Source organism: Mucilaginibacter arboris (genome assembly GCF_009754915.1).
Taxonomy (GTDB): Bacteria; Bacteroidota; Bacteroidia; order Sphingobacteriales; family Sphingobacteriaceae; genus Mucilaginibacter_A; species Mucilaginibacter_A arboris.
The window spans coordinates 25,747-46,605 of the sequence record NZ_WPIK01000006.1 but is presented as its reverse complement, the minus strand read 5'-3'; the positions used below and the strand labels follow the sequence as shown (position 1 = coordinate 46,605).

At 37.8% G+C, this 20,859-nt stretch carries 15 protein-coding genes; 4 read left to right on the top strand and 11 right to left on the bottom strand.

Annotation, left to right across the window (positions count from 1 at the left end; genetic code table 11):
• Positions 1–111: 111 nt before the first annotated feature.
• The 9 genes from GO621_RS07725 to GO621_RS07685 all read right to left on the bottom strand — a co-directional run bounded on the left by GO621_RS07725 (position 112) and on the right by GO621_RS07685 (position 13,203).
• Positions 112–1,584 carry a pentapeptide repeat-containing protein gene (locus GO621_RS07725; protein WP_157565746.1) on the bottom strand — a complete coding sequence of 491 codons (1,473 nt, stop codon included), beginning with the start codon at positions 1,582–1,584 and terminating at the stop codon, positions 112–114.
• Positions 1,585–1,867: 283 nt separating this feature from the next.
• On the bottom strand, positions 1,868–2,869 hold the full coding sequence (locus GO621_RS07720; RefSeq protein WP_157565744.1) for a YncE family protein: 1,002 nt from the start codon (positions 2,867–2,869) through the stop codon (positions 1,868–1,870).
• Between the two features lie 28 nt (positions 2,870–2,897).
• Positions 2,898–5,987, bottom strand: a complete 3,090-nt coding sequence (locus GO621_RS07715) for an efflux RND transporter permease subunit (protein WP_157565742.1) — start codon at positions 5,985–5,987, stop codon at positions 2,898–2,900.
• A complete protein-coding gene (locus GO621_RS07710; protein ID WP_198170173.1) occupies positions 5,984–6,946 on the bottom strand; it encodes an efflux RND transporter periplasmic adaptor subunit in 963 nt (320 codons plus the stop codon). The genes GO621_RS07715 and GO621_RS07710 overlap by 4 nt, the downstream gene beginning before the upstream one ends.
• A gap of 4 nt (positions 6,947–6,950) precedes the next feature.
• Positions 6,951–8,198: a TolC family protein gene (locus GO621_RS07705; protein WP_157565740.1), complete on the bottom strand. Its 1,248-nt coding sequence runs from the start codon at positions 8,196–8,198 to the stop codon at positions 6,951–6,953.
• A gap of 12 nt (positions 8,199–8,210) precedes the next feature.
• Positions 8,211–9,023, bottom strand: a complete 813-nt coding sequence (locus GO621_RS07700; protein WP_157565738.1) for a phosphatase PAP2 family protein — start codon at positions 9,021–9,023, stop codon at positions 8,211–8,213.
• A gap of 80 nt (positions 9,024–9,103) precedes the next feature.
• Entirely contained in the window at positions 9,104–10,348 is a 1,245-nt protein-coding gene (locus GO621_RS07695; protein WP_157565736.1) for a sensor histidine kinase, read from the bottom strand.
• The gene (locus tag GO621_RS07690) at positions 10,348–11,022 is read right to left on the bottom strand and encodes a response regulator transcription factor (protein ID WP_317163406.1); all 675 of its coding nucleotides are present in this window, start codon (positions 11,020–11,022) and stop codon (positions 10,348–10,350) included. Before GO621_RS07690 ends, GO621_RS07695 begins: the two co-directional genes overlap by 1 nt.
• Before the next feature lie 423 nt (positions 11,023–11,445).
• Positions 11,446–13,203: a PAS domain-containing protein gene (locus tag GO621_RS07685; protein WP_157565734.1), complete on the bottom strand. Its 1,758-nt coding sequence runs from the start codon at positions 13,201–13,203 to the stop codon at positions 11,446–11,448.
• 293 nt (positions 13,204–13,496) lie between these two features.
• On the opposite strand from GO621_RS07685, the gene GO621_RS07680 reads away from it, so the two are divergent.
• On the top strand, positions 13,497–14,501 hold the full coding sequence (locus GO621_RS07680) for a hypothetical protein (RefSeq protein ID WP_198170172.1): 1,005 nt from the start codon (positions 13,497–13,499) through the stop codon (positions 14,499–14,501).
• 109 nt (positions 14,502–14,610) lie between these two features.
• Here GO621_RS07680 and GO621_RS07675 read toward each other — a convergent pair whose 3' ends face one another.
• Together GO621_RS07675 and GO621_RS07670 are read right to left on the bottom strand one after the other, a co-directional pair.
• Complete coding sequence (locus tag GO621_RS07675; protein WP_157565731.1) at positions 14,611–15,621, bottom strand: glycosyltransferase family 4 protein; 1,011 nt, start codon at positions 15,619–15,621, stop codon at positions 14,611–14,613.
• 15 nt (positions 15,622–15,636) lie between these two features.
• The gene (locus tag GO621_RS07670; RefSeq protein ID WP_157565730.1) at positions 15,637–16,281 is read right to left on the bottom strand and encodes a DedA family protein; all 645 of its coding nucleotides are present in this window, start codon (positions 16,279–16,281) and stop codon (positions 15,637–15,639) included.
• Positions 16,282–16,472: 191 nt separating this feature from the next.
• Here GO621_RS07670 and GO621_RS07665 point away from each other — a divergent pair, with 191 nt between their 5' ends.
• The 3 genes from GO621_RS07665 (at position 16,473) to ligD (ending at position 20,812) form a co-directional block, all read left to right on the top strand.
• Positions 16,473–17,414 carry a glycoside hydrolase family 43 protein gene (locus tag GO621_RS07665; RefSeq protein WP_232335609.1) on the top strand — a complete coding sequence of 314 codons (942 nt, stop codon included), beginning with the start codon at positions 16,473–16,475 and terminating at the stop codon, positions 17,412–17,414.
• 120 nt (positions 17,415–17,534) lie between these two features.
• The gene (gene ku, locus GO621_RS07660) at positions 17,535–18,302 is read left to right on the top strand and encodes a non-homologous end joining protein Ku (RefSeq protein WP_157565728.1); all 768 of its coding nucleotides are present in this window, start codon (positions 17,535–17,537) and stop codon (positions 18,300–18,302) included.
• 14 nt (positions 18,303–18,316) lie between these two features.
• Complete coding sequence (ligD, locus tag GO621_RS07655) at positions 18,317–20,812, top strand: DNA ligase D (RefSeq protein WP_157565726.1); 2,496 nt, start codon at positions 18,317–18,319, stop codon at positions 20,810–20,812.
• The last annotated feature ends 47 nt before the right edge of the window (positions 20,813–20,859 follow it).

The window sequence follows — 20,859 nt, the reverse complement described above, 5'->3', positions numbered from 1 at the left end:
ATTTGGTGGTGGCTGTTAGTAGCAGTATCTATGTTTAAAAACTAAATTGCATTCATAAATAAGCAAGGCTGTTATCCAAAGCTTTAGAATTACATTACAAACACGGTTGTTTTATTTCTGTAAAACAAAACCCGCAACATAAGTTAAACAAAATAAACCCAATAAATACATTAAAAAAATATAGAATATTCCCCAAAACTTAACAGATCTTATATTTTCAAACTTTAGAAGTAACGGAAAAAAAATAAAGCAAGTGTAAAGAAAGCTATACCATAGCCTTTTTACCAAATATTTCATTATATATTCAAATCCTCTATCTTTAATATTTCGAAATGGAGGTAGTAGCGGAATTACTTTAATTTCGTATACATTTTTTTTAAAATTATATAAACAAAAGCTTGTAATTAAAGTAAACATTGAAAGAAATATAAAAGTCCACCAAAAAACCCACTCTTTATGGTATCCATAGCAATTCCAAATATGAGGAAGTATATTCCATGTGTATTTGAAATCTCTATATTCTATATCTAACTTTTCTTCACTGGTTTTTTGTCCTTGAGTATCTAATGCTTTGATTTCCTTTTCGTATATAGAGCTTATTTCTTCATCAGATAAAGCGTTGGGGACAATATGATCTTTATTATTATGGCACAACTGTATATATTCCTCTATTGCCGTGTCATTTAAATCAGGTTTGAAACAAAACAAACGTTTAAAACAATTTATAACGTCATAACAAAAATCTTCATCTGAGTAGTATTTACAATATGGGAAAATTTTATAAATATAATTTCTAAAATCTGGATCATTTTTTAGCTTACAAATATCAGACGTAGAAATAGAACGAGCTAAGCTTGTATTTTTAATCGAGTCGAAAGAGTTATAGAAGCAAAGCCTAAAATGTAAATAGTCGATTTTTATTTTTGTAACATCTGAATTATATAAGTTAATATAATGCCATCCTTTTCTGTTATTTGTATACATCGAATCTTTCTCAAAATTACCTCCGCTCAGACTAATATCGTTATACAGTTGTTGATTAAAGGAGAAATCTAGTAAAGAAGGAAAGCAGGTTCGATAAAAAAGAAGCCTCGCGTTATTAGTGGGTTTTAAATAGGAAAATGTAATACTTTTATTGAAAGTATCCCTTGTAAAATTAGTTGTACTGTCAAATTCTACATTTAAGAAACTTAGTTTATTAGAAAAATTAGCTTCAGTAAAACTCACAATTGAACTAAATTTACTTGATGAAAAATCACATGTATCTTTAAATTTCGCTCCATCAAAATTAGTCTTGCTCTTAAATGTATCTTTTACTAAATATATGATAGAATTAAAAGTAGGATAAAAAGAGAATTTATTCGAGGGGTTGTACGGGTTAATGTTAATAACTTGAAGGTCATGGAGGCTATCTTTTTTAATTCGATCATTAAAAATTTTATTTCTGCTATCAACTACTATGCTATCAATTTTCGGATGTTTATTACGCCTTTTATTGTCACCTATTTTTTGCGCATTGCTTTCTAAAAAACTCGATAAAAACAGGGCAATTATAAAAAGGAGAGATAGTAATTGCTGCTTCATAGAAATTATACTGAATTTGTAGGTATTAGTATAACCGTTAATATTTCACGTTAAAATCAAGTATGTATTTTGTTATACCTGCTTCTATAAAATTTGATCATATTATTAATGCAAGTTAAAAAAATCCAATAGTTAAACATATTGCTTTTAGATAATTAATTTAACAAGGCATCAATTTTATACAACCTGCTTCAACAGGAACATTTTATACTCGGTCTTGCCTTAAAACTAAAAAATCCCGCTTGTAAAAGCAGGATTTCCAATTTAAAAACGCTAATTATTCTTACTCCATTTTAAACACCAAAACCTTAAAAGTTCCCGGAACAGCATTTCTCGTTCCCGCCACCATATCGGCAACGCTTAAATAAATTTTATGCGTTTTGGTATCTAAAGCCAAAGTTTTAGCGCGCACTTGTGTTTTTAAAGTTTGTACAACTACATAGTCATCCGCCGTTTTTTGTTTGATGATGGTTGTTGTTCCGTCGCCGTTGGAGGCAAAGATGAGTTTGGTTGCAGGATCATAAGCTACGGCATCTACACCTGCACCAATTGGAACAGTGGCAATTACTTTTCCGCTGGTTTCATCTACTACGCTTAAACCTTTGTTTTCGCGGCAAACCGTAAAAAGCCTTTTGTTTTGGGCATCTAAAGCTAAACCGGTTGGGCCGCCGCAAGGGTTTAACGAGAAGTTTTTCAGCACTTTCATTGTTTTGGCATCAATTACATCCATGCTGTTTTTATCCTCTAAATTATTGTAAATCCTGCCTTTGCCATCGCTTACGGCAAATTCTGGTCCACCGGCTAAAGCAACGGTTCCAACTTGTTTCATCGTTTTCGGATCAATTACTGCTGCATTGTTGCTTTCTCCGCAGAAAGTGAAAACGCGGTCAGAAAAAGGATCGTACATAATGGCATCCGGGCCGTTGACAGCAGTCAGCGCAATAGTTTCAATAATTTTCAGGGTTTTCAAATCAAAAGCAACGGCTGCATTTGCCCTGCCATCACTTATAAAACCTCTGTTTAATTTATTGTCGATAGCAATGCCGTGTACACCTTTCATATCGCCAATCATGCCGATACTTTTTTCGGTAGCGAGATCAATAACATTTACGGCTGTTCCGTGCGAAACATATAAACGGTTGTTAGCTTCATCAATGGCTAAATAATCATAACCGCCATCACCGGGAAGCGGAATGACTTTGTCAGGAACATAAATTTGTGCTTTTAACAAGGCGGGTGCAAGGCATAACATAAATGCGGTTGCCAGTTTTAAAATGTTTTTCATGCTTCTTTTATCGGTTAAAAATTTGTGTTTAAGGATTGATATCATCCATTTTGGTTTCAGAAGGATGATGGATAGAATGGGCGGTTTCGTTCCGGTATAAAATGCGGATCATGCTTGGCAAAACAATCAAAAGTAATGGCATTGCAACCACAAAACCACCAATTACAGCAATGGCTAATGGCTGATGCAATTGTGCACCGGCACCAATACCTAAAGCCAAAGGCAAAAGGGCAATGATAGCACCTAAAGCAGTCATCAGTTTTGGGCGAAGGCGGGTAGAAATGGAATATACAACAGATTCATCCACCGATCTATCCAGCGTACTTTGTTTAAACTGTAAAAAAGTAAAAATGGCGTTTTCGCCGATGATACCTACAATCATAATTAAGCCGGTGTAACTGCCCACGTTTAAAGGCGTGTTGGTGAGGAGCAAGGCCAGGAAGCTGCCGGCTATTCCCAAAACGCCGATAATGAGGATGAGCAGCGCAATGCGAAATTGCCTGAATAAAAACAGTATCACCGCAAAAACCAACAAACTGGAAGTGATCAAAATAATCAGCAATTCTTTAAACGATTGCTGCTGCTCGGCATAAGCGCCGCCGTATTCAATGTGGTAGCCTTGAGGCAGGTTTACTTTTTCGGCGAGGTTTTTCTTGATGGCTGCCATTACCGTTCCTAAATCGCTGTTTTCTAAACGTGCGCTCACCACGCCCATGGATTGCAGGTTTTCGCGGTTAATTTCTGCATCACCTGCACGCATTTCTACATGCGCCAGTCCGGTAATCGGTATTTGTTGTCCGTTTGCCAGAAACAGGTTCATGTTCTTGATATCCGAAACACTCAAACTTCGGTTGCCCGGATAAACCATCCGGATTGGTGAAAGCTGCTGCGTTTCGTACAGGTTACCAATTACATTTCCTTGTAACGCTGTTTGCACCTGAAATTGCAAACTTGCAGGTGTTAGTCCAAATTGTGCCAATTTGCTATAATCAGGTACGATGCTAACAGCAGGGCCGGCAATTACAATTCCGTTAAAAACATCTGCTGTTCCTTTTACTTCGGTTACGGCTTCGGTAACTTGTTTGGATAAAACTTGCAGCCTTTGTTGGTTATCACCAAAAACCTTGATTTCTATGGGTTGTGCCGAAGTCATTAAATCGCCCAGCATGTCGGTTATTACCTGACCAAAATCAACCCGTAAAGCTGGCTGCGTTGTTTCAATCTGCTTCCTTAGTTCGCTGCTTACTTCTTCCGTGGTTTTGTCGCGCTGTTTTTTAAGTTGAATGAGGTAATCGCCGGTATTTGGTTCTGTAATAAAAAAGCCCATTTGCGTTCCGGTTCGCCGGGAATAAGCGGCAACTTCCGGTTGTTTTACAATGATTTTTTCTACTTCCCGCAGCATCCGGTCGGTTTCTTCCAGCGAAGTTCCGGGCGGCGAACTGTAATCTAAAACAATACTGCCTTCGTCCATATCCGGCAGAAATCCTGTTGCCAGCCTTCCCGGAACAAACACAATTATTGCCGCTAAAAGAAGCATGATCACAATGCTGATATAAGGCCGCAAAATAAAAAAGGAAACCCAACGCTGCTGTTTTACATTATGAGCCGATACTTCTTTTACCGTACTTTTTTTCTTGTGGTTGGTAAGCAGGAGATAGATAACCGGCAAACCAATCCAGGTTACAAAAAACGAGCAAACCAACGTAATGATCATCGTATTGGTCATCACTTTAAAATAAGCGCCGGCAACGCCAGTCATTAAAATAAACGGAATAAAAATAACAATGGTGCTGATGGAAGAACCAACCATTGCCGGAAACAAATAATCGATTGCTTTTTGCAAAAGGTTTCTGGTTGGTTCTTCGGGATGTTCTTCGTGCGTGCGGTGGATTTGCTCGACAACTACAATCGCATCATCAATAATTAAACCGATGGCAGCAGCAATAGCACCCAGCGTCATGATGTTAAACGTGTAGCCAATTACATAGAGAACAATCAGGCTTAAACCTAAAGTAATTGGAATGGTGATGAGGATAACCGCGCTTGCTTTTAAAGAACGTAAAAAGATAATGGCGACAACGATTGCCAGTGCCAAACCAATCCACAAACTATCGCCAACGCTTTTAACAGAATCATTTACAAAATCTGCCTGAACATAATAAGGCTTAATGGTAACATCTTTTGGCAGGATTTTCTGTAACCTTTTCACCTGCTTTTCCATATTTGCAGAAAGCGAAACGAGGTTTGCATTTGGCTGTTTGATGACGGCGATTAAAACACCTTCGTGCCCGTTTGCATTAATTTTGGTGTACTCAATTTCCGGATTAATTTGAACATCTGCAAAGTCTTTCATCCGGATGATCCGTTTGCTGTTGTTGCTTACAACTACATTTTCTAACTGATCTTTCGCATTTAAAGTTGCATCGGTAACGGTAAGATAAAGCATTTTATAATCCGACAAATAACCTTCGGATTTTACGAAATCAGTCTGATTTAAAGTATTGCTGATGATATCCGGCGTTAAAGAAAGCGCCGTCATTTTCTGCTTGTTGAGCACCAACCAGTATTCTTTTACTTTTCCGCCAATTACCCGGATTTCTGAAACGCCACTTATTTGTGATAAAAAAGGTTTGATAGTAAAAGTAGCCAACTGCCGAAGTTCGATCGGAGAGCGGTTATGGCTTTCTATCGTGTAACCGCTGACCGGAAGGATAGAAGGGTTCATCTTTTCTACCGAGATATTTACATCTGCCGGCAAATCGTTCCTGATCTTTTCGATTTGGGATTCTATGCGCTGCTGACTTAAATCGATATTCGCGCTCCAGTTCATAAAAGCAGAGATTTCGCAACTGCCTCTGCTGGTTGTGCTGCGCACGTAATTGAGTTCTGGTATCTGTTTAACGGCGTTTTCTAACGGTTTGGTAACCGTTATCATCATTTTATTTACCGGCTGCAAACCTTCATCTGCAATGATTTTTATCTTCGGAAATGTGATTTCAGGGAACAGTGAAGTTTGCATTTTAGTGTACGCAAACAAACCGCCCATTAAAATAAGCGCCAATACTAAACTGATTGGTTTTTTATAGGAAATGAAAAAATCTCTTCCTGGCGCACTCATGGCTGTACAATTTTAACTTTAGCCGTATCAGGCAAACTGTAATTTCCGGTAACTATAATTTTATCTGTAGGAGAAAATTTAGGCGAAAGTATTTCAATCCGGTCGTTCGTTTCAATGCCTTTTTTAACAGGTATTTTTACGGCTGTTGTCGAGTTGATCAGTTTCATGACATAAAATTCTGTCTGTGTTTCGTTGGAAAGCACAGCAGATTTTGGAAGCGAGCTGGCATGAGCACTTGAAGTTTTAACCAATCGTGCTTTAGCAACCAGATTTTCAGGAATATTGTGTGTTGCTTTTACCTTAACAACAATTCCCTGCGTTTGCGAAAGTGTATCAACGGTAGGCATAGAAAGCGTAACTTCTCCCCGCAGTTTCTCGCCGTCGGGTAAAGTTAAATCTACGCCTTGATGTTCTTTTACATCTGCCCTTAATTCATAAGGCAACTGCATTAAAAATACAAAGCTGTTTTTATCGGTAATTATGGCTAATTGCTCGCCATCCTGCACGTAATCTCCCTGCTGGTGGTTTACTTCAGAAATAAAACCGGATTGTGCTGCTTTAATCTGCCCTAAACCTGAAAAATGAAAAGTAGAATCCAGCACATTAATGCTGTTGCCAATGCTTTGTGCTTCTTTTGTCTGCAAAGAAAACAGCAATTGTCCGCGCTTTACATACTTTCCCGGCTGCACATTTACTTTGCGTAGGTAACCATTAATATTAGCTTTAACATAATTTTTAAGGAGATAAACAGACTTGGCATTTAAATCCATATAATCTGTTAACGCATCTTGCCCGATTGTAGTTACTGTTACCGGCGTTTGAGTATTTGCAGTTGGAACATCTTCTTCTTCCGGTTCTTTAGATTTACTTTGACATGAAAATAAAGACACTAAAATTAATGCCATAAAAGAAGCATGTACTACGGAAAGCTTTATGCGGAGAAGAACGTTTGTTTTCATGAGATTACCGGTTCCAGTAATTAAACTGATTAATTAATTGCAGCCTGCTGATGTTGGTTTGTGTAAGCAGATATTTTGCGCTGAGGTAATTGTTGATAGCCAGAACCAGATCAGCAACACGCAGATCACCGGTTTGCATCAACTCAAAATCTACCGTAATTAAACGCTCTGAGTATTTTAGCTGATCTGTAATTTGTTTGATCAGACTTTCATTTCCAGTGATCTGCTGCTGCAATTGTGCAATCTGCTGATTATATTGCCTTATAAAAAAAGCACGGTAGTTTCGGCGCGTTTCTTCTTCCAGGTTTAGTTTTTTGTATTGCAGTTTTCGCTGGCCGCCATCGTAAATAGGAAGCGTTAAGGTAAAACCGGCGCTTGTACCAAAGTTATGCAGCCAGGGCGCAATAAAACCGGTATTGTAACCGCCATCGGCAAAAACATTAGCGCGCGGACGATAAGTAAAATCAATAATTTTTCTACTGTTGACTAATCTTAAACTATCCAAACCATATTGCTTAAAGAAAATGCTGTTGCTGATTTGCGGAACATAATCAACTTGGATTTGCGGATTTTGAAGTTTAACTGAAGTAGTATCTTCAATTCCGGAAAGATAATTTAAGGTTGCAAAATCATTTTGAAACTGAATCCTGGATTGCGACAATTGCAGGTTTTGCTGTTGCAGCGTAACTAAAAAAGTAAGGTAATCGCTTTGCCGGTAAACGTTTTGCTGCGTTAATTTTTTCAGGATTTTTTCTTCTTTGGATAACAAAGTATTAACCTGCTGATTGAATTCTAATTGCTGCAAACTTCCGTAAGCGGTAATGTATTGGCCGATGACGGACTTTTTTAAATCCTGCTCAGAAATTTTTCGGGTGTTATCAATAGAATCAGCCGCAATTCTAAGCGTTTTTAACTGCGCTTTGATGTAACGTTTACTGTCCAAAGATTGATTTACGCCAACTACGCCGCTAAAAGTCTGGATATTGGTAATGGAACCTTCGTAACCGTAACCACGGATAACCGGCGCAAAAACACCGGAACTGTTTAAGCCAAACTGTGGTTTGTAACGGGCTTTAATGCCCAAACTATCCAGTTTTGTTGCTGCAACCTGGTTTTGATAATCTTTTAAAAGCGGACTGTTTTTAAGCGCCTGATCCTGATAATACTCCAGCGTGTTGTTTTGTGCAAAAGCCGAAAAACAACTTGTAAAAACAGTAAGCAGGAAAACTATTTTGATCAGCTTGGAAAGCATTTTTCAGAAAAATCAATTAAAATGATGGACCAGACTAAAACCCGGGCTTCCATGTATGTAAGCCGGAATGGCAACTGTTTTAAAGCTATCATTTTTAAACAAATGTTTAGCAACAAAAGGATAAATGGTATAAGCTATTTTGGTCGATAAAATACCTAAACCAGCGCCAGCAACCACATCGCCAAAATAATGATGGTTGTTGTACAGCCTCAAAACGCCAACTGAAACGGCTACTGCATATCCGCCATAACCAATCCACGGCGAAACATCTTTGTATTCCTGGTACAAATATTCTGCGGCGGTAAAAGCAGAAGCGGTATGGCCGGAAGGAAAAGATTCGTAATCGCCGCCGTCTGGCCGCAGTTCGCGTACAGATTTTTTAGTGATCTGGCTTCCAACTTCCATAATTCCGTTAGCAATTAAAACGATTAAAGTACGGTCGCGAAAATTATGTTTCCCTTGAATGCCAACTGCGTTTAAACCGTAAAGTGCAGCGGTAGGAACCATCCACAGATAATCATCAGCATGGGTAGAAAAATTGGGATTGTTGGTTACAATTTGATGCTGGATAGAATGGTTCAGGTTTTTAAGCGGCGGAACAATTAACGCCAAACTTCCGTAACCAATTAAAACAGTGGGAGTAATAAAAGGCTTAAAACCTTTATCAATAGTTGACAAAGATTTTTTAGTGCTAAAAGAAGTATCTGTGTTAAAATTTGTGTTCGTTTGTGCAAATATAAAATTTGTAACATTTAACAACAGGAATATAAAATAGTATTTCCATTTCCAAATGCTGTTTTTAGGATAACTTTTTGTTGTTCTCAACCTGAAAAGCAATTAATTGCGGTGCAATAGTATGGATGAATGTTGTAGGATTTTTGTAGAAACGATAAAATCAGGAAAGATTATAAATCAATTTTAAAGTTGTGAAAAGGCGGATAAAAGGCGTATGAAAACTGATAATGATAGTTTTCGCAGATTTGCTTTGCAATAGTTAAACCTAATCCGCTGCCTTCAGATTCTGTAGATTTGTTAAACCTCCTAAAAATCTCTTTATTATTTAAAGCCAGGTTTGTGCCTGTATTTTGTATAACCAGGCTTTTCTGATTTAAAATCACTTTGATTTTTCCGCCAAAGTTATTGTGCCTGATGGCATTACTTAAAATGTTATTTAACAGTATTTCGATTAAGTAATTGTTCGCCCTGATTGCTTTGCTTTCCAGCTCAAGGCTTACCGCTAATTCTTTATCTAAAAAAAGCTCCTGAAAAGAAGCAAGCCGTTCTGTAATCATTTCTTTTAAATTGATAACGTGTTCTTCTTCCACTAACCCATTTTCAATTTTTACCAGCAACAGCATGGCTTTGTTCAGCCTTTTTAACCTCGAAACCGTTCCGTATAAATCACTTAGCAGTTCGCTTTGCCTTTTGCTAAAATTATCAGTCTGAATTAAGGTATCAAGTTTAGAATTGATGATAGCAATTGGCGTAAGTAATTCGTGTGCTGCATGTTCGGTAAATTTTTTTAGTTCCAGATATTCTTTTCTCACCCGTGCAGACATTGCTTCAACAGCTTCGTTTAGCTGATTAAACTCATCAATAGTTGTTTCCGGGATTTGTTCTTCTTTAAAATTAGTAACATTAAACAGGCTTAATCTGGATAAGATAGCATAAAAAGCTTGCCATAAACGATTAAGGATAAAACGGTTAATAAAAAACAGGATCGTGATCAGAAGTAAAATAATACCAATGGTAATGGTGAAAATGATTTTGATAAGGTCTTCTGTTTCTACCGTAGATTCTGAAATTGTGGCTTGATACCATTTTCCGTTTACATTAACTGGCATGATTAAACCTCGGCCAGGCTCTTTTTCTTTTTTATTATAATAATACGTGCTGATGAAGCTTCTTTTAACAGGTGTTTTTTGTGGTTTGCTAAAAGTTATCTGCTGGTCATTTGAATCAAAAACCTGTGGTAATTGATGGTTCAGTTTTACAAAATCTAATATTTCCTGCTCTTCTACTTCCAGGTCTTTGTTTAATTGATTGGTGAGGATGAGGCTGATTACCTGATAATAAATAAGGCCAGTAATCAGGATTACAATAACAGTTGTAAGCAGGTTTACCCTGTTGTAAGTAGCAAAAAGCTTCATCAGGCAGTAAATTTATAACCCATTCCGTATACTGCTTTAATATAATCTGAACCTCCGGCTTCCATTAGTTTTTTCCGAAGGTTTTTTATATGCGAATAGATAAAATCAAAATTATCTGCAACATCAATCCCGTCTCCCCATAAATGCTCTGCAATAGCATTTTTAGAAACGACCTTGCCTTTATTGGCGAGAAAATATAGCAATAAAGCGTATTCCTTTTTAGTAAGTTTGATATTGTTGTTTTCAATTTTTACTGATTTTGCCAAAAGGTCAATCTTGATTTCGTTAAAAGCAAGCAGGTTATTTCCGTTAAAAGATTTTCTGCGGATAACAGCACTTACCCTTGCACGCAATTCTGAAAGATGAAACGGTTTTACCAAATAATCATCTGCACCTAAATCTAAACCTTGCAAACGATCATCAAGCGAATTTTTTGCAGAAATAATTAATACACCATCCGAATAATTATTCTCTTTTAAACTTTTCAGGATTTCTAATCCATTGCCATAAGGCAAAGTAATATCAAGTACAATACAATCGTACCGGTACAGGTTGATTTTGTTAAGAGCCGAATGAAAATCATTTGCTGTTTCGCATATATTTCCTGTTTCGGTAAAATATTCCTCAATACTTTCACGCAATCCTGCTTCGTCTTCAATAATCAATATTTTCACAGAAATGCCAATTAGTCATTCTTTAAATTGAATAATCATACTTCTTTTTGCACTATTATATTTGTTTGTATTTTTTGCTGATAAAAGAAGCATATAAACTATATTAAACAAAATTTAGAAAAGTTCTTAATTTTTACTACGGCCATATAATTTATTAAATTAGCTTAAAATTAAAAGACAATTCTGTAGGAATTGTGTAGGAATTGGTAGGTTGGCTTTTTAATAGTCGGATAATTGGCCTCTTAACTTATAAATTATTGTTCCCACAAATAGTGAATAGGAAAATTTGGATCCGTTAAAGTAAAATCAGGAAGTAATTTTTAATAAAGCATACTTCTTTTATCGGCATAAAATGAGAGCTGGCCCGGGCTTCTGTTTTTGCAGGAAAAAGTACAGCTAAAAAAGGAAAATACGTTTAGGCTTTCAATCTAAAGTTATATCATTAATACTTCTGATTACCATATCCAGTTCCTGGGTACAGCTTTCCAGATGTTCCAGAATTTCGAGGTTATCTTTTCCGGTTACAGCCTTTTTATCAAAAATATCGATCAGCCCTAAAATACTGGCCACTGGCCGCCTGATTACGTGTGAATTTATTTGTGCAATTTCACGCAGTTGTTTATTCTGCTTTAAAATACACAGTTCTTTTTCTTTCAGTTCGGTAATATCGTGCATGGCACCCACCATTCTGATTGCTTTTTTATAGGCATTTCTAATGATATAACCCTGATCGGTGATAAAGCCGACAGATCCGTCGGCCTTTAAAAAACGGTATTCTTCCCGCCAGAACTTTTCGTCCGGATTGTTAATCGTATTATGGATACTTTTTAAAATCCGTTCTTTATCATCCGGATGGATATATGCTTCCCATGTTGAGTTTCCAAATGTTGTTTTCAATTCAGTGGGATAACCAAAATGCTTTTCAAAGCCTTTTTCGCGGCTTAGTTGGTTGGTTTCCAGGTTCCAGTCCCAGATTACGTCTTTGGTAACCTCTGTTACTAATTGGTAACGTTCATTGCTTAACCGTAAATTTTCTGCTGCAAACCGCTTTTCTTCTTCGTCTTTAATTTTAATGCTGATGTCGCGGGAGTTAACAACGATGCCTTGGATAGCCGGATCATTCAGCATATTGGTTGCATAAGTTTCTATCCAGCACCAGTGCCCATCGCCGTTTTGAATGCGGAACGGAGAAACATGAACAGGCTCTTCCGTAGTTAAAATATATGCTAAAGCACTTTTAATCCGTTCAACATCATCAGGATGGATAAAATCAAAAGGCGTTTTACCAATGAAATTGTCTGGGCCCAGGTTAAAGAATTTTTTAACTGAAGGGCTTATATACTGATAAATACCATCTGCATTCAGTATCCCGATCCGGTCATTTCCGCTTTCAAGCAATGCTGCCAGCCGGCGTTCATTAAAATAGAGCTTTTCTTTCTGCTTCTCTCTTTCGGTGGCATCCCTGGCCGTAGCAAACGCGTTATTTTCTAAGGGAAGCCATTGTGCCGACCAGATTAGCGGTACAACAGAACCGTTTTTATGAATGTACCTGTTTTCGAAATTGGTTTTTTTGTTCCCTGATTTAATGTCCCTGCCAATAGCAATGGTTGAAGCTAAATCATCAGGATGAACAAAATCAAGGAAATTTTTTCCTAATAGCTCTTGTTCGTTATAGCCCAAAATAGTTTTTGCAGCTTTGCTCACCCTGATAAAACGTCCTTCAACATCAAAAACACAAAATACATCGAGCGAATTATCATATAGTTTCTGATTTTCTGTAATCGCTTTGGCTAACTGGTTCTGGATGTTTAGAGATTGGGTAATATCACGGGCAGAAGCATAAAAAGTTTTATCCGGTAGCTGGACAGCATTCCAGGAAAACGATTTATACAAGCCACTGGCGCTGCGATAGCGGTTTTTAAATTGAGATACAACCTCATTTCTGGCCAAGGCTTCCAGTTGTTTGATAGAATTCTCCCGGTCCTCCGGGTGAATAAAATCCAAAAAATTGCGGTTATGCATTTCATTTTCGCTGTAACCTAAAGCTTGCCTTAAATATTTATTCGTCTTTAAAAAGCAACCGTTTTGGTTTAACAAACACAACAGATCAGGAGAAAGGTCAAATAGAATATCCAGGCCTAATAGATGTTTATATTCTTTCAAAATACCGGTACTTTTCAATGATTAGTTATTTTGGTTCAGGTACAGATTAAATTCCTAATCTAAGCACAAAAATTATTTTTTATGCAAACATGTTTAGATTTAAAGAAAATATTATCCTTTCTTTAGCTTGATTTGTTTATATATTTATCAAAATCTATTTTGTTATTAATATCCAGTAATAACATTTTGGATTTTAATATAGGGAGAAGATATGCCTTAAAAGCAGAAAAATTTATCAATACCGATAACAAATATTTGGAAATGTTTCTCCCGGTTTAAACTTTTATAATATCATCAGCAAAAAATTAAACATGTACCTTTTGAAACAATACCTATTTAAACCTCTTGGTTTCTTGCTGATCGTTGTTGCTTTTTATGGTTGCCAGCAGGATGACGGACCAGCCGGTACCTGGAAAAATGAAGCAATTAAAGCTGATAAAAGGGAAGAATTTCATAAGCTGAACGATCAGTTATTTGATGCCCTGAAAGCTAACAAGCCGGAAGATGTGAAAAACATGATGTCTAAGGAATTGCTGGAAGGCGATCCGATTGAGCGGACAGTAGAACTAATCAGCTTGCGTAGTAAGTTGGGCAGTTACAGTATGTTGGATGAATATTACATTAACGATAAAAGTGAGCCCGGCCCACTTGTGATTAATGCAGATGCTGAAGGAAACAATGCTTATACGTTAAAATACAACCAGTCTACCACAAAACAAAATTATGTAGCCTTCCTGCTCTTAAAAAACGGAGCTGATAAATGGCTGGCTACGGCTATTTACGGCAAATACGATTATGGCTGGAAACTAAATAAATTGGATATTGGGCAGTACACCATCAATGGTAAGAACGCGCCGGAACTTTATCAGCAGGCAAAAGAAAAATATGCTAAAGCTTACTGGATCGATGCCGTAAACGATATGGCAGCAGCAGAAAAATGTTTCCGGCCAAGCGGGCAATGGCAGTATGCCGATGAAAGCGAAATGAGCAGGTTTTTTTATAAAGTGGTGCAGCAGGTAAACGGAAAATATACTTTTCCTTATACCATTGGCCAGGTTCCAAGTAAACCTAAAATTTTCAGGATATTGACCCAAACCATGCCAGAAGGAACTTTCCCGATGATCTATTATTTATCATCCATCAAACTAAAAGACACACTTGGATTAAAGCGGGAAAACGAACAAGTTAAAAAAGTGATCGGCAAAGCATTGCCGGGAATTGACCAAGACAAGAAATATGTTTTATACTCCGTTTTTAATGGCTTGCCCGATGGTAAAAAAACATTAGAGCATTTTGATATAACGGATAAACTTTAATAACAAGGATAAAAGTTTGATGCTTCTTTTACCGACCTTTTTTTGGATTATGAAGTTGTGTAATATCAGCCTTAAACTTTAGATTTCTAATTCAAGTTTAAAATCAAAATTAATCCTTCCCAACCACTTCCCGATACAAATCAATCAGTTCCTGCCTGATCTTTTCCTGGTCAAACTGTTTGATCAATTGTTCCGAAATCTGTAAACCTTGCCTGTAAAATTCCGGCTCGTGCAACAGTTTTTTAGTTAGCGCAATGTAGGCTTCGGTTGTTGCTGCTTTTAAGTAAGGAAATTTATACAGCAACGAATATTCGCGGATGTCGCGGTAAACAACCGGCATACCACAAGCAGCAGCTTCAAGCGGCGCTAAAGGGCAGTTTTCCTGGTAGGAAGGAAACAACAGAACATCCGCAGCAGCATAAATAGCTGGCATAGCAGCCAGGTCAAACATCCCGGCAAAATAAATATGCTGCGATGCTTTTTTTATGCGGTTATTTATGCGTTCTATGCCTTCGGTTAGTTTTCCAAATGGCCGGCCGCCAACCCAAACAAAAGTGGCTTCGGGTATTGCTTCTGCTATGTCTAAAAAATCTTCCAGTCCTTTTCGGCTTTGCAGTTGGCCAACGCCCAATATTACTTTTTTATCTCCGCTCAGTTTTAATAATTCCCTTCCTTTTTGCCTGTTTTCATTGGTGCGTTTCCATTTGCTGATTAAGACCGGATTGTAAATTTTAACAATCCTGCTTTTTACGCCCAATGCCAAAATTGCTTCTTCTACCATCGGCGATAAAGCAATAACCACATCAGCATAAGAAAAAACCTTTTTAAAAAACCAGTTTACAAACGGAAAAAGGTATTTCCACATCGGCAGCGACCCTTTTATCGAATCCGGGATCACATGCGCCGTATGGATGCGCCGGCCTTTATATTTGCGCCCTTTCCAAAAATAATACGGGCCGTAAGTGTGGCAGTGCATCACATCGCCCCAGCCTTCTTCGTTCACAACTACCTGTACATCGTTTTTTTCTTTCAGCAATGCCACTTGTTCCACAAAAGCAGTATGCACGCCCTGTCCTTTCATCACAAAGGGCGTTTCTGATACTACATGGATTTTCAGCATAAAATCATGGCAGGGTTAATTATTGAAAGGTCGGGTTTCTTCCGTAACATTTGCAGCTCTTTTTGCTTTTTTTCGATAAAAATACCGGATGGCTAAAATGCAGGCAATCAGGACAACCATAAAAAATACAGTATATTTTATGGTGGTTAATTTTGCTGCAACCTGCTCCCAGTAAGGGCCAAGCAAATGCCCGAGCAGTACATAAGTACAGGTTACCAAACAAGCGGTAATAAGCGTAATGGGCACATAACTTTTAGGTTTGATGTGCAGCAGCCCAACAATTACAGAAATATAACCGCGGATAAAAGGTGTAATACGGCCTAAAAAAACCGACCATAATCCTCCATTGGCTATTTTTGCCGAAACTTTGTTGATTTTTTCAGTAGATAAAGGGAACCATTTGGGTTTATGGCTGAGGATGGTCGGCCCGAAAAAGTAAAAAGTGCTGTATAAAATATTGGCGCCCAGAAAATCGGCAGAAATAATGATAAGTAACACAAAATAAAGTTTTAAGGCGCCTGTGTAAGCCAAATAGCCCGAAAACAGCATCAGCAGTTCGTTTGGTATTGGTGTTGGAATGCCAATTTCCTGTATCAATATCAGCACAAATATGGCCAGGTAACCGTATTGATTGATATAGTTTATAAATTCATGTGGCATAAAACAGTAGCAATGTTGCGTTAAAATCTGTTACAATAATACAACCACAAATGCTTCTTTTACCAGGTAAATTTTAGGGTGATAAAAGAAGCATCAGAAAAAGCAGTTTGTAAATCAGCAACAGAATATGTAAGATTGAAAACCAGAACCTTGTTTAACCAATTGCCTTTACACAATTCCCCCAAAAAAACATGTTAAAAAGAGCATTATACCTTTTTATTTTATGCTTTGCCAGCAGTTGTGCGGTAAAGCATCAACCCAAAAACAACGAATACGCTTTTGCTTATTTTAAAGATAACGGACAAGATGGGTTACACCTGGCTTTTAGCGAAGATGGTTACAATTGGAAAGCTTTAAAAAACGATCAGTCTTTTTTAAAACCAACCGTAAGTAAAGATAAACTGATGCGCGATCCTTGTATCATCCGCGGCGCAGACAATCAATTCCACATGGTTTGGACGGTAAGCTGGCAGGATAAAGGAATTGGTTATGCAAGTTCTCCAGATTTAATCCATTGGTCGGAACAAGAGTTTTTACCGGTGATGGCAAAAGAAGAAGGAGCCAGAAATTGCTGGGCGCCGGAAATTACTTATGATGATAAAACTAAAACTTACATGATTTACTGGTCGACAACTATTACCGGCAAGTTTACAAATACGGCAACTTCGGCAGAAAGCGGTTACAACCACCGTTTATATTATATCAGTACAAAAGATTTTAAAACTTATACCGATACCAAATTACTTTACGATCCTGGTTTTAATGTAATTGATGCAACCATTGTACCTGATGGAAACCGTTTTGTACTATTTATGAAAGATGAAACCCGCGAACCAGCCCAAAAAAACCTGAAGATTGCTTTTAGTAAAAACCTCACTGGTTCGTTTACTAAAGCTAGCGCAAAAATCACCGGAAAATATTGGGCAGAAGGACCGACAACTTTAAAAATTGGCAAGCAATGGGTGGTTTATTTTGATAAATATAACGAACACAAATATGGCGCAATCACTTCTACAGATTTGGTTAATTGGACAGATATTTCAGATAAAATCAGTTTGCCAAAAGGCATTCGGCACGGTACTGTTTTTACCGTATCAAAATTGGAATTGGATAAGTTGAAAGGAGTGAAGTAGGTTTTAAACCCCTGTAGGGGTGATTCAAGAATCGCCTTTTAAGACAATTCATGAATTGTCCCTACATAATAAACAATTCGTTCAAATCTTAACTTATCATCACATAAAACTTCAAAAACCATGAGATCAATCTGGAACGGTACAATTTCTTTCGGGCTGGTAAGTATTCCTATCAAATTGTATTCTGCTATCGAGGATAGCTCGCTGGACTTGGATATGCTGGACAGCCGCGATCATTCAAGAATTCATTTTAAACGGGTAAACGAAAAAACCGACCAGGAAGTGCCTTACGAGAAAATTGTAAAAGGTTACAAACTGAATGATGAGTACGTGATCTTGGAAGAACAGGATTTTGAAGATGCAAGTCCGGAGAAAAGCAAAACTATCGACATTGAAAACTTTGTAAAAGTATCAGAAATCAACCCGATGCTTTTTGAAACTTCTTATTATGCAGAAGCAACCAAGCAAGGGCAAAAAGCATATATGTTACTTTTAGATGCTTTAAAAAGGTCTAAAATGGCTGGTTTAGGCCAATTTGTATTGCGCCAGAAAGAGCATTTGTGCGTTATTTATGTTCAAAACGATGTTATTGTTATTTCAAGGATCAGGTTTGCGCAGGAGATCAGGGACAGTTCTGAAATCAAGACCAATCCGGATATCGACATCAGCAAAAAAGAAATTGATGTGGCAATGGCGCTCATCAAACAATACACAACCGATTTCGACATTGATCAGTATAAAGATACTTATACCGAAGACCTGTTGAAAATTATCAAAGCCAAAGCAAAAGGCAAACGGCCAACCATTAAAAAGTTAACGCCGCATAAACCTAAAAGTGATGATTTATACGAACAGTTGATGGAAAGTTTGAATAAAAAAGGTGCATAAAAACAGCATCAACCATGACGTTAGAAAAATATAACAGCAAACGTAAATTTGATAAAACGCCGGAGCCGACAGCAGGGAAAAATCCGGGCAAAGAACTACGCTTTGTAGTGCAGCGGCATCATGCTTCGCATTTGCATTATGATTTCCGGCTGGAACTGGATGGCGTTTTAAAAAGCTGGGCAGTGCCGAAAGGGCCATCGTTAAACCCAAAAGACAGGCGGCTGGCCATGATGGTAGAAGACCATCCTTACGATTATAGAACGTTTGAAGGCGAAATCCCAAAAGGAAATTACGGCGCAGGCGTAGTTACTATTTTTGATGAAGGCACTTACCAATCTTTAGCTGCTGATAGAAAAGATGATGTAAAAGAACTGCATAAAGGTTTGTATTCGGGCAACTTAAAGTTTAGGCTGAACGGAAAAAAGTTGCAGGGTGAGTTTGCATTGGTCAAGATTAAAGAAGATGAACAAAACTCGTGGTTGCTGATAAAGCACCGCGACGAATTTGCAACGGACGAGAAATTTGATGCCGAGCAACTGGTATCCGAAGAAGTAAAAACAGCCGGAAAAAAGTTTAAAAAAGGCAGCGCAGTTGTTAAAGCAGAACCAGAAAAAAACCCAGAACCAGAAACCAAATTTCCTTACAGCCCCATGCTGGCAGAACCCGCCAATACTGTTTTTAACGATAAAAATTGGGTGTTTGAACGCAAGCTGGACGGTTACCGCATTATTGCAACAACCGGAAAACAGGTAAAACTGATTACGCGGAAAGGGCAGGATTATACCACAACCTATCCCGCTATTGCAGAAGCTTTGGAAGCGGTTAAAGATAACGCCGTTTTAGACGGAGAAATAACTGTGGAGGACCCATTGGGAAAAGAAGATTTCCAGTCGCTACAGCATTTTGAAAAGGATGACAAGCAGCACATTTTAAAATATTACGTTTTCGACCTGCTTTATTTAAACGGACATGGTTTGCAGGAAATGCCGTTAATCCAGCGGAAAGAATTGCTGAAAAAACTGCTTCAAAAACAGCAGTCCAACAAAGTTACCTACCACGAACATGTGGCAGAAAAAGGAAAAGAATTTTTTGAACAAGCCCTGAAAAACAATTGGGAAGGCATTATCGCTAAAAAAGCCGATAGCACGTATTTGATCGGTAAAAGAAGCGATGCCTGGCTGAAGTTTAAGCAGGCAAACAGTCAGGAAGCAATTATTTGCGGTTTTACCAATCCTGCCGGTGCACGCAAATATTTCGGTGCATTGGTTTTAGGTTTGTATGATGAGGACGGAACTTTGCAATACATGGGTAACTGCGGCTCCGGTTTTAACAACCAGGTTTTAAAAGAGCTTTACGAACAGATGGAAGCACTCGAAATCTCCCAAAAACCATTTTCTAAAGAAACAATTGTTGCCCAGGAAAAAAGCGTAACCTGGATAAAACCGGAACTGGTTTGCGAAGTAAATTTTACAGAATGGACCGAAGGCGTGCATTTGCGGCACCCGGTTTACAAAGGTTTAAGAATTGATAAAGAAGCCCGTGATGTGAAGCGCGAATTTGCCAATGCGGTTCAAGAAGAAAAAGTTGAAGAAGAAAACATAGAACAGATGCTTCTTTTAGCACATAAAAATCTCAAACTGACACATCTCGACAAGCTGTTCTGGAAAAACGAAAAAATAACCAAAGGCGAGCTGTTGTATTATTATGAGCAAATTTCAGGTTATATTTTGCCTTATTTAAAAGATAAGCCGCTTTCGTTAAACCGTCATCCAAACGGCATTGATGCACCAGGTTTTTTTCAGAAAGATGTGAACGTTGAGCAAATGCCCGGCTGGATAAAAACTGTTCCGGTTTATTCGGAAAGTAACCAGAAAGAGATCGATTATTTGATTTGTAACGATGTGGATTCTTTGATTTTTACGGCTAACTTAGGTTGTATCGAAATAAATCCATGGTTAAGCAGCTATAAAAAACCGGAAAACCCGGAGTTTATGGTGATTGACCTGGACCCCGACGGAAATGATTTTAGCGAGGTAAAACAAGTAGCTTTAACGGTAAAAGCTGTTTACGATCAGATGGAAATCCCGTCTTTTGTAAAAACTTCCGGTTCTACCGGCATTCATATTTACATTTATTTGGCCGCTCAATACGATTACGATTTTGTAAAAAAGTTTGCCAATTACGTGGCGCAACTGGTACACGAACAAGAGCAGGACATTACAAGTTTGGAACGAAGTTTAGATAAAAGAAAAGGTTTAATTTACATCGATTTCTTGCAAAACCGCCGCGGCCAAACCGTTGCCGCACCTTATTCTGCGCGTCCAAAACCTGGGGCAACGGTTTCTATGCCTTTGTTTTGGGAAGAAGTAAATGATGATTTGCAGATTAAAAACTTCAACATTAAAAATGTTCCGCGTTTGTTAAAAAACAGGCATGATCCCTGGAAAGAGATCAGAACTAAAAAAGTGGATTTATTAAAAGTTTTAAAACAAAGCAAAGCAGCTACCTGAATTTTTGCCTGGTAAAAGAAGCATTGCCCATCAGAAAAAAGATAGTT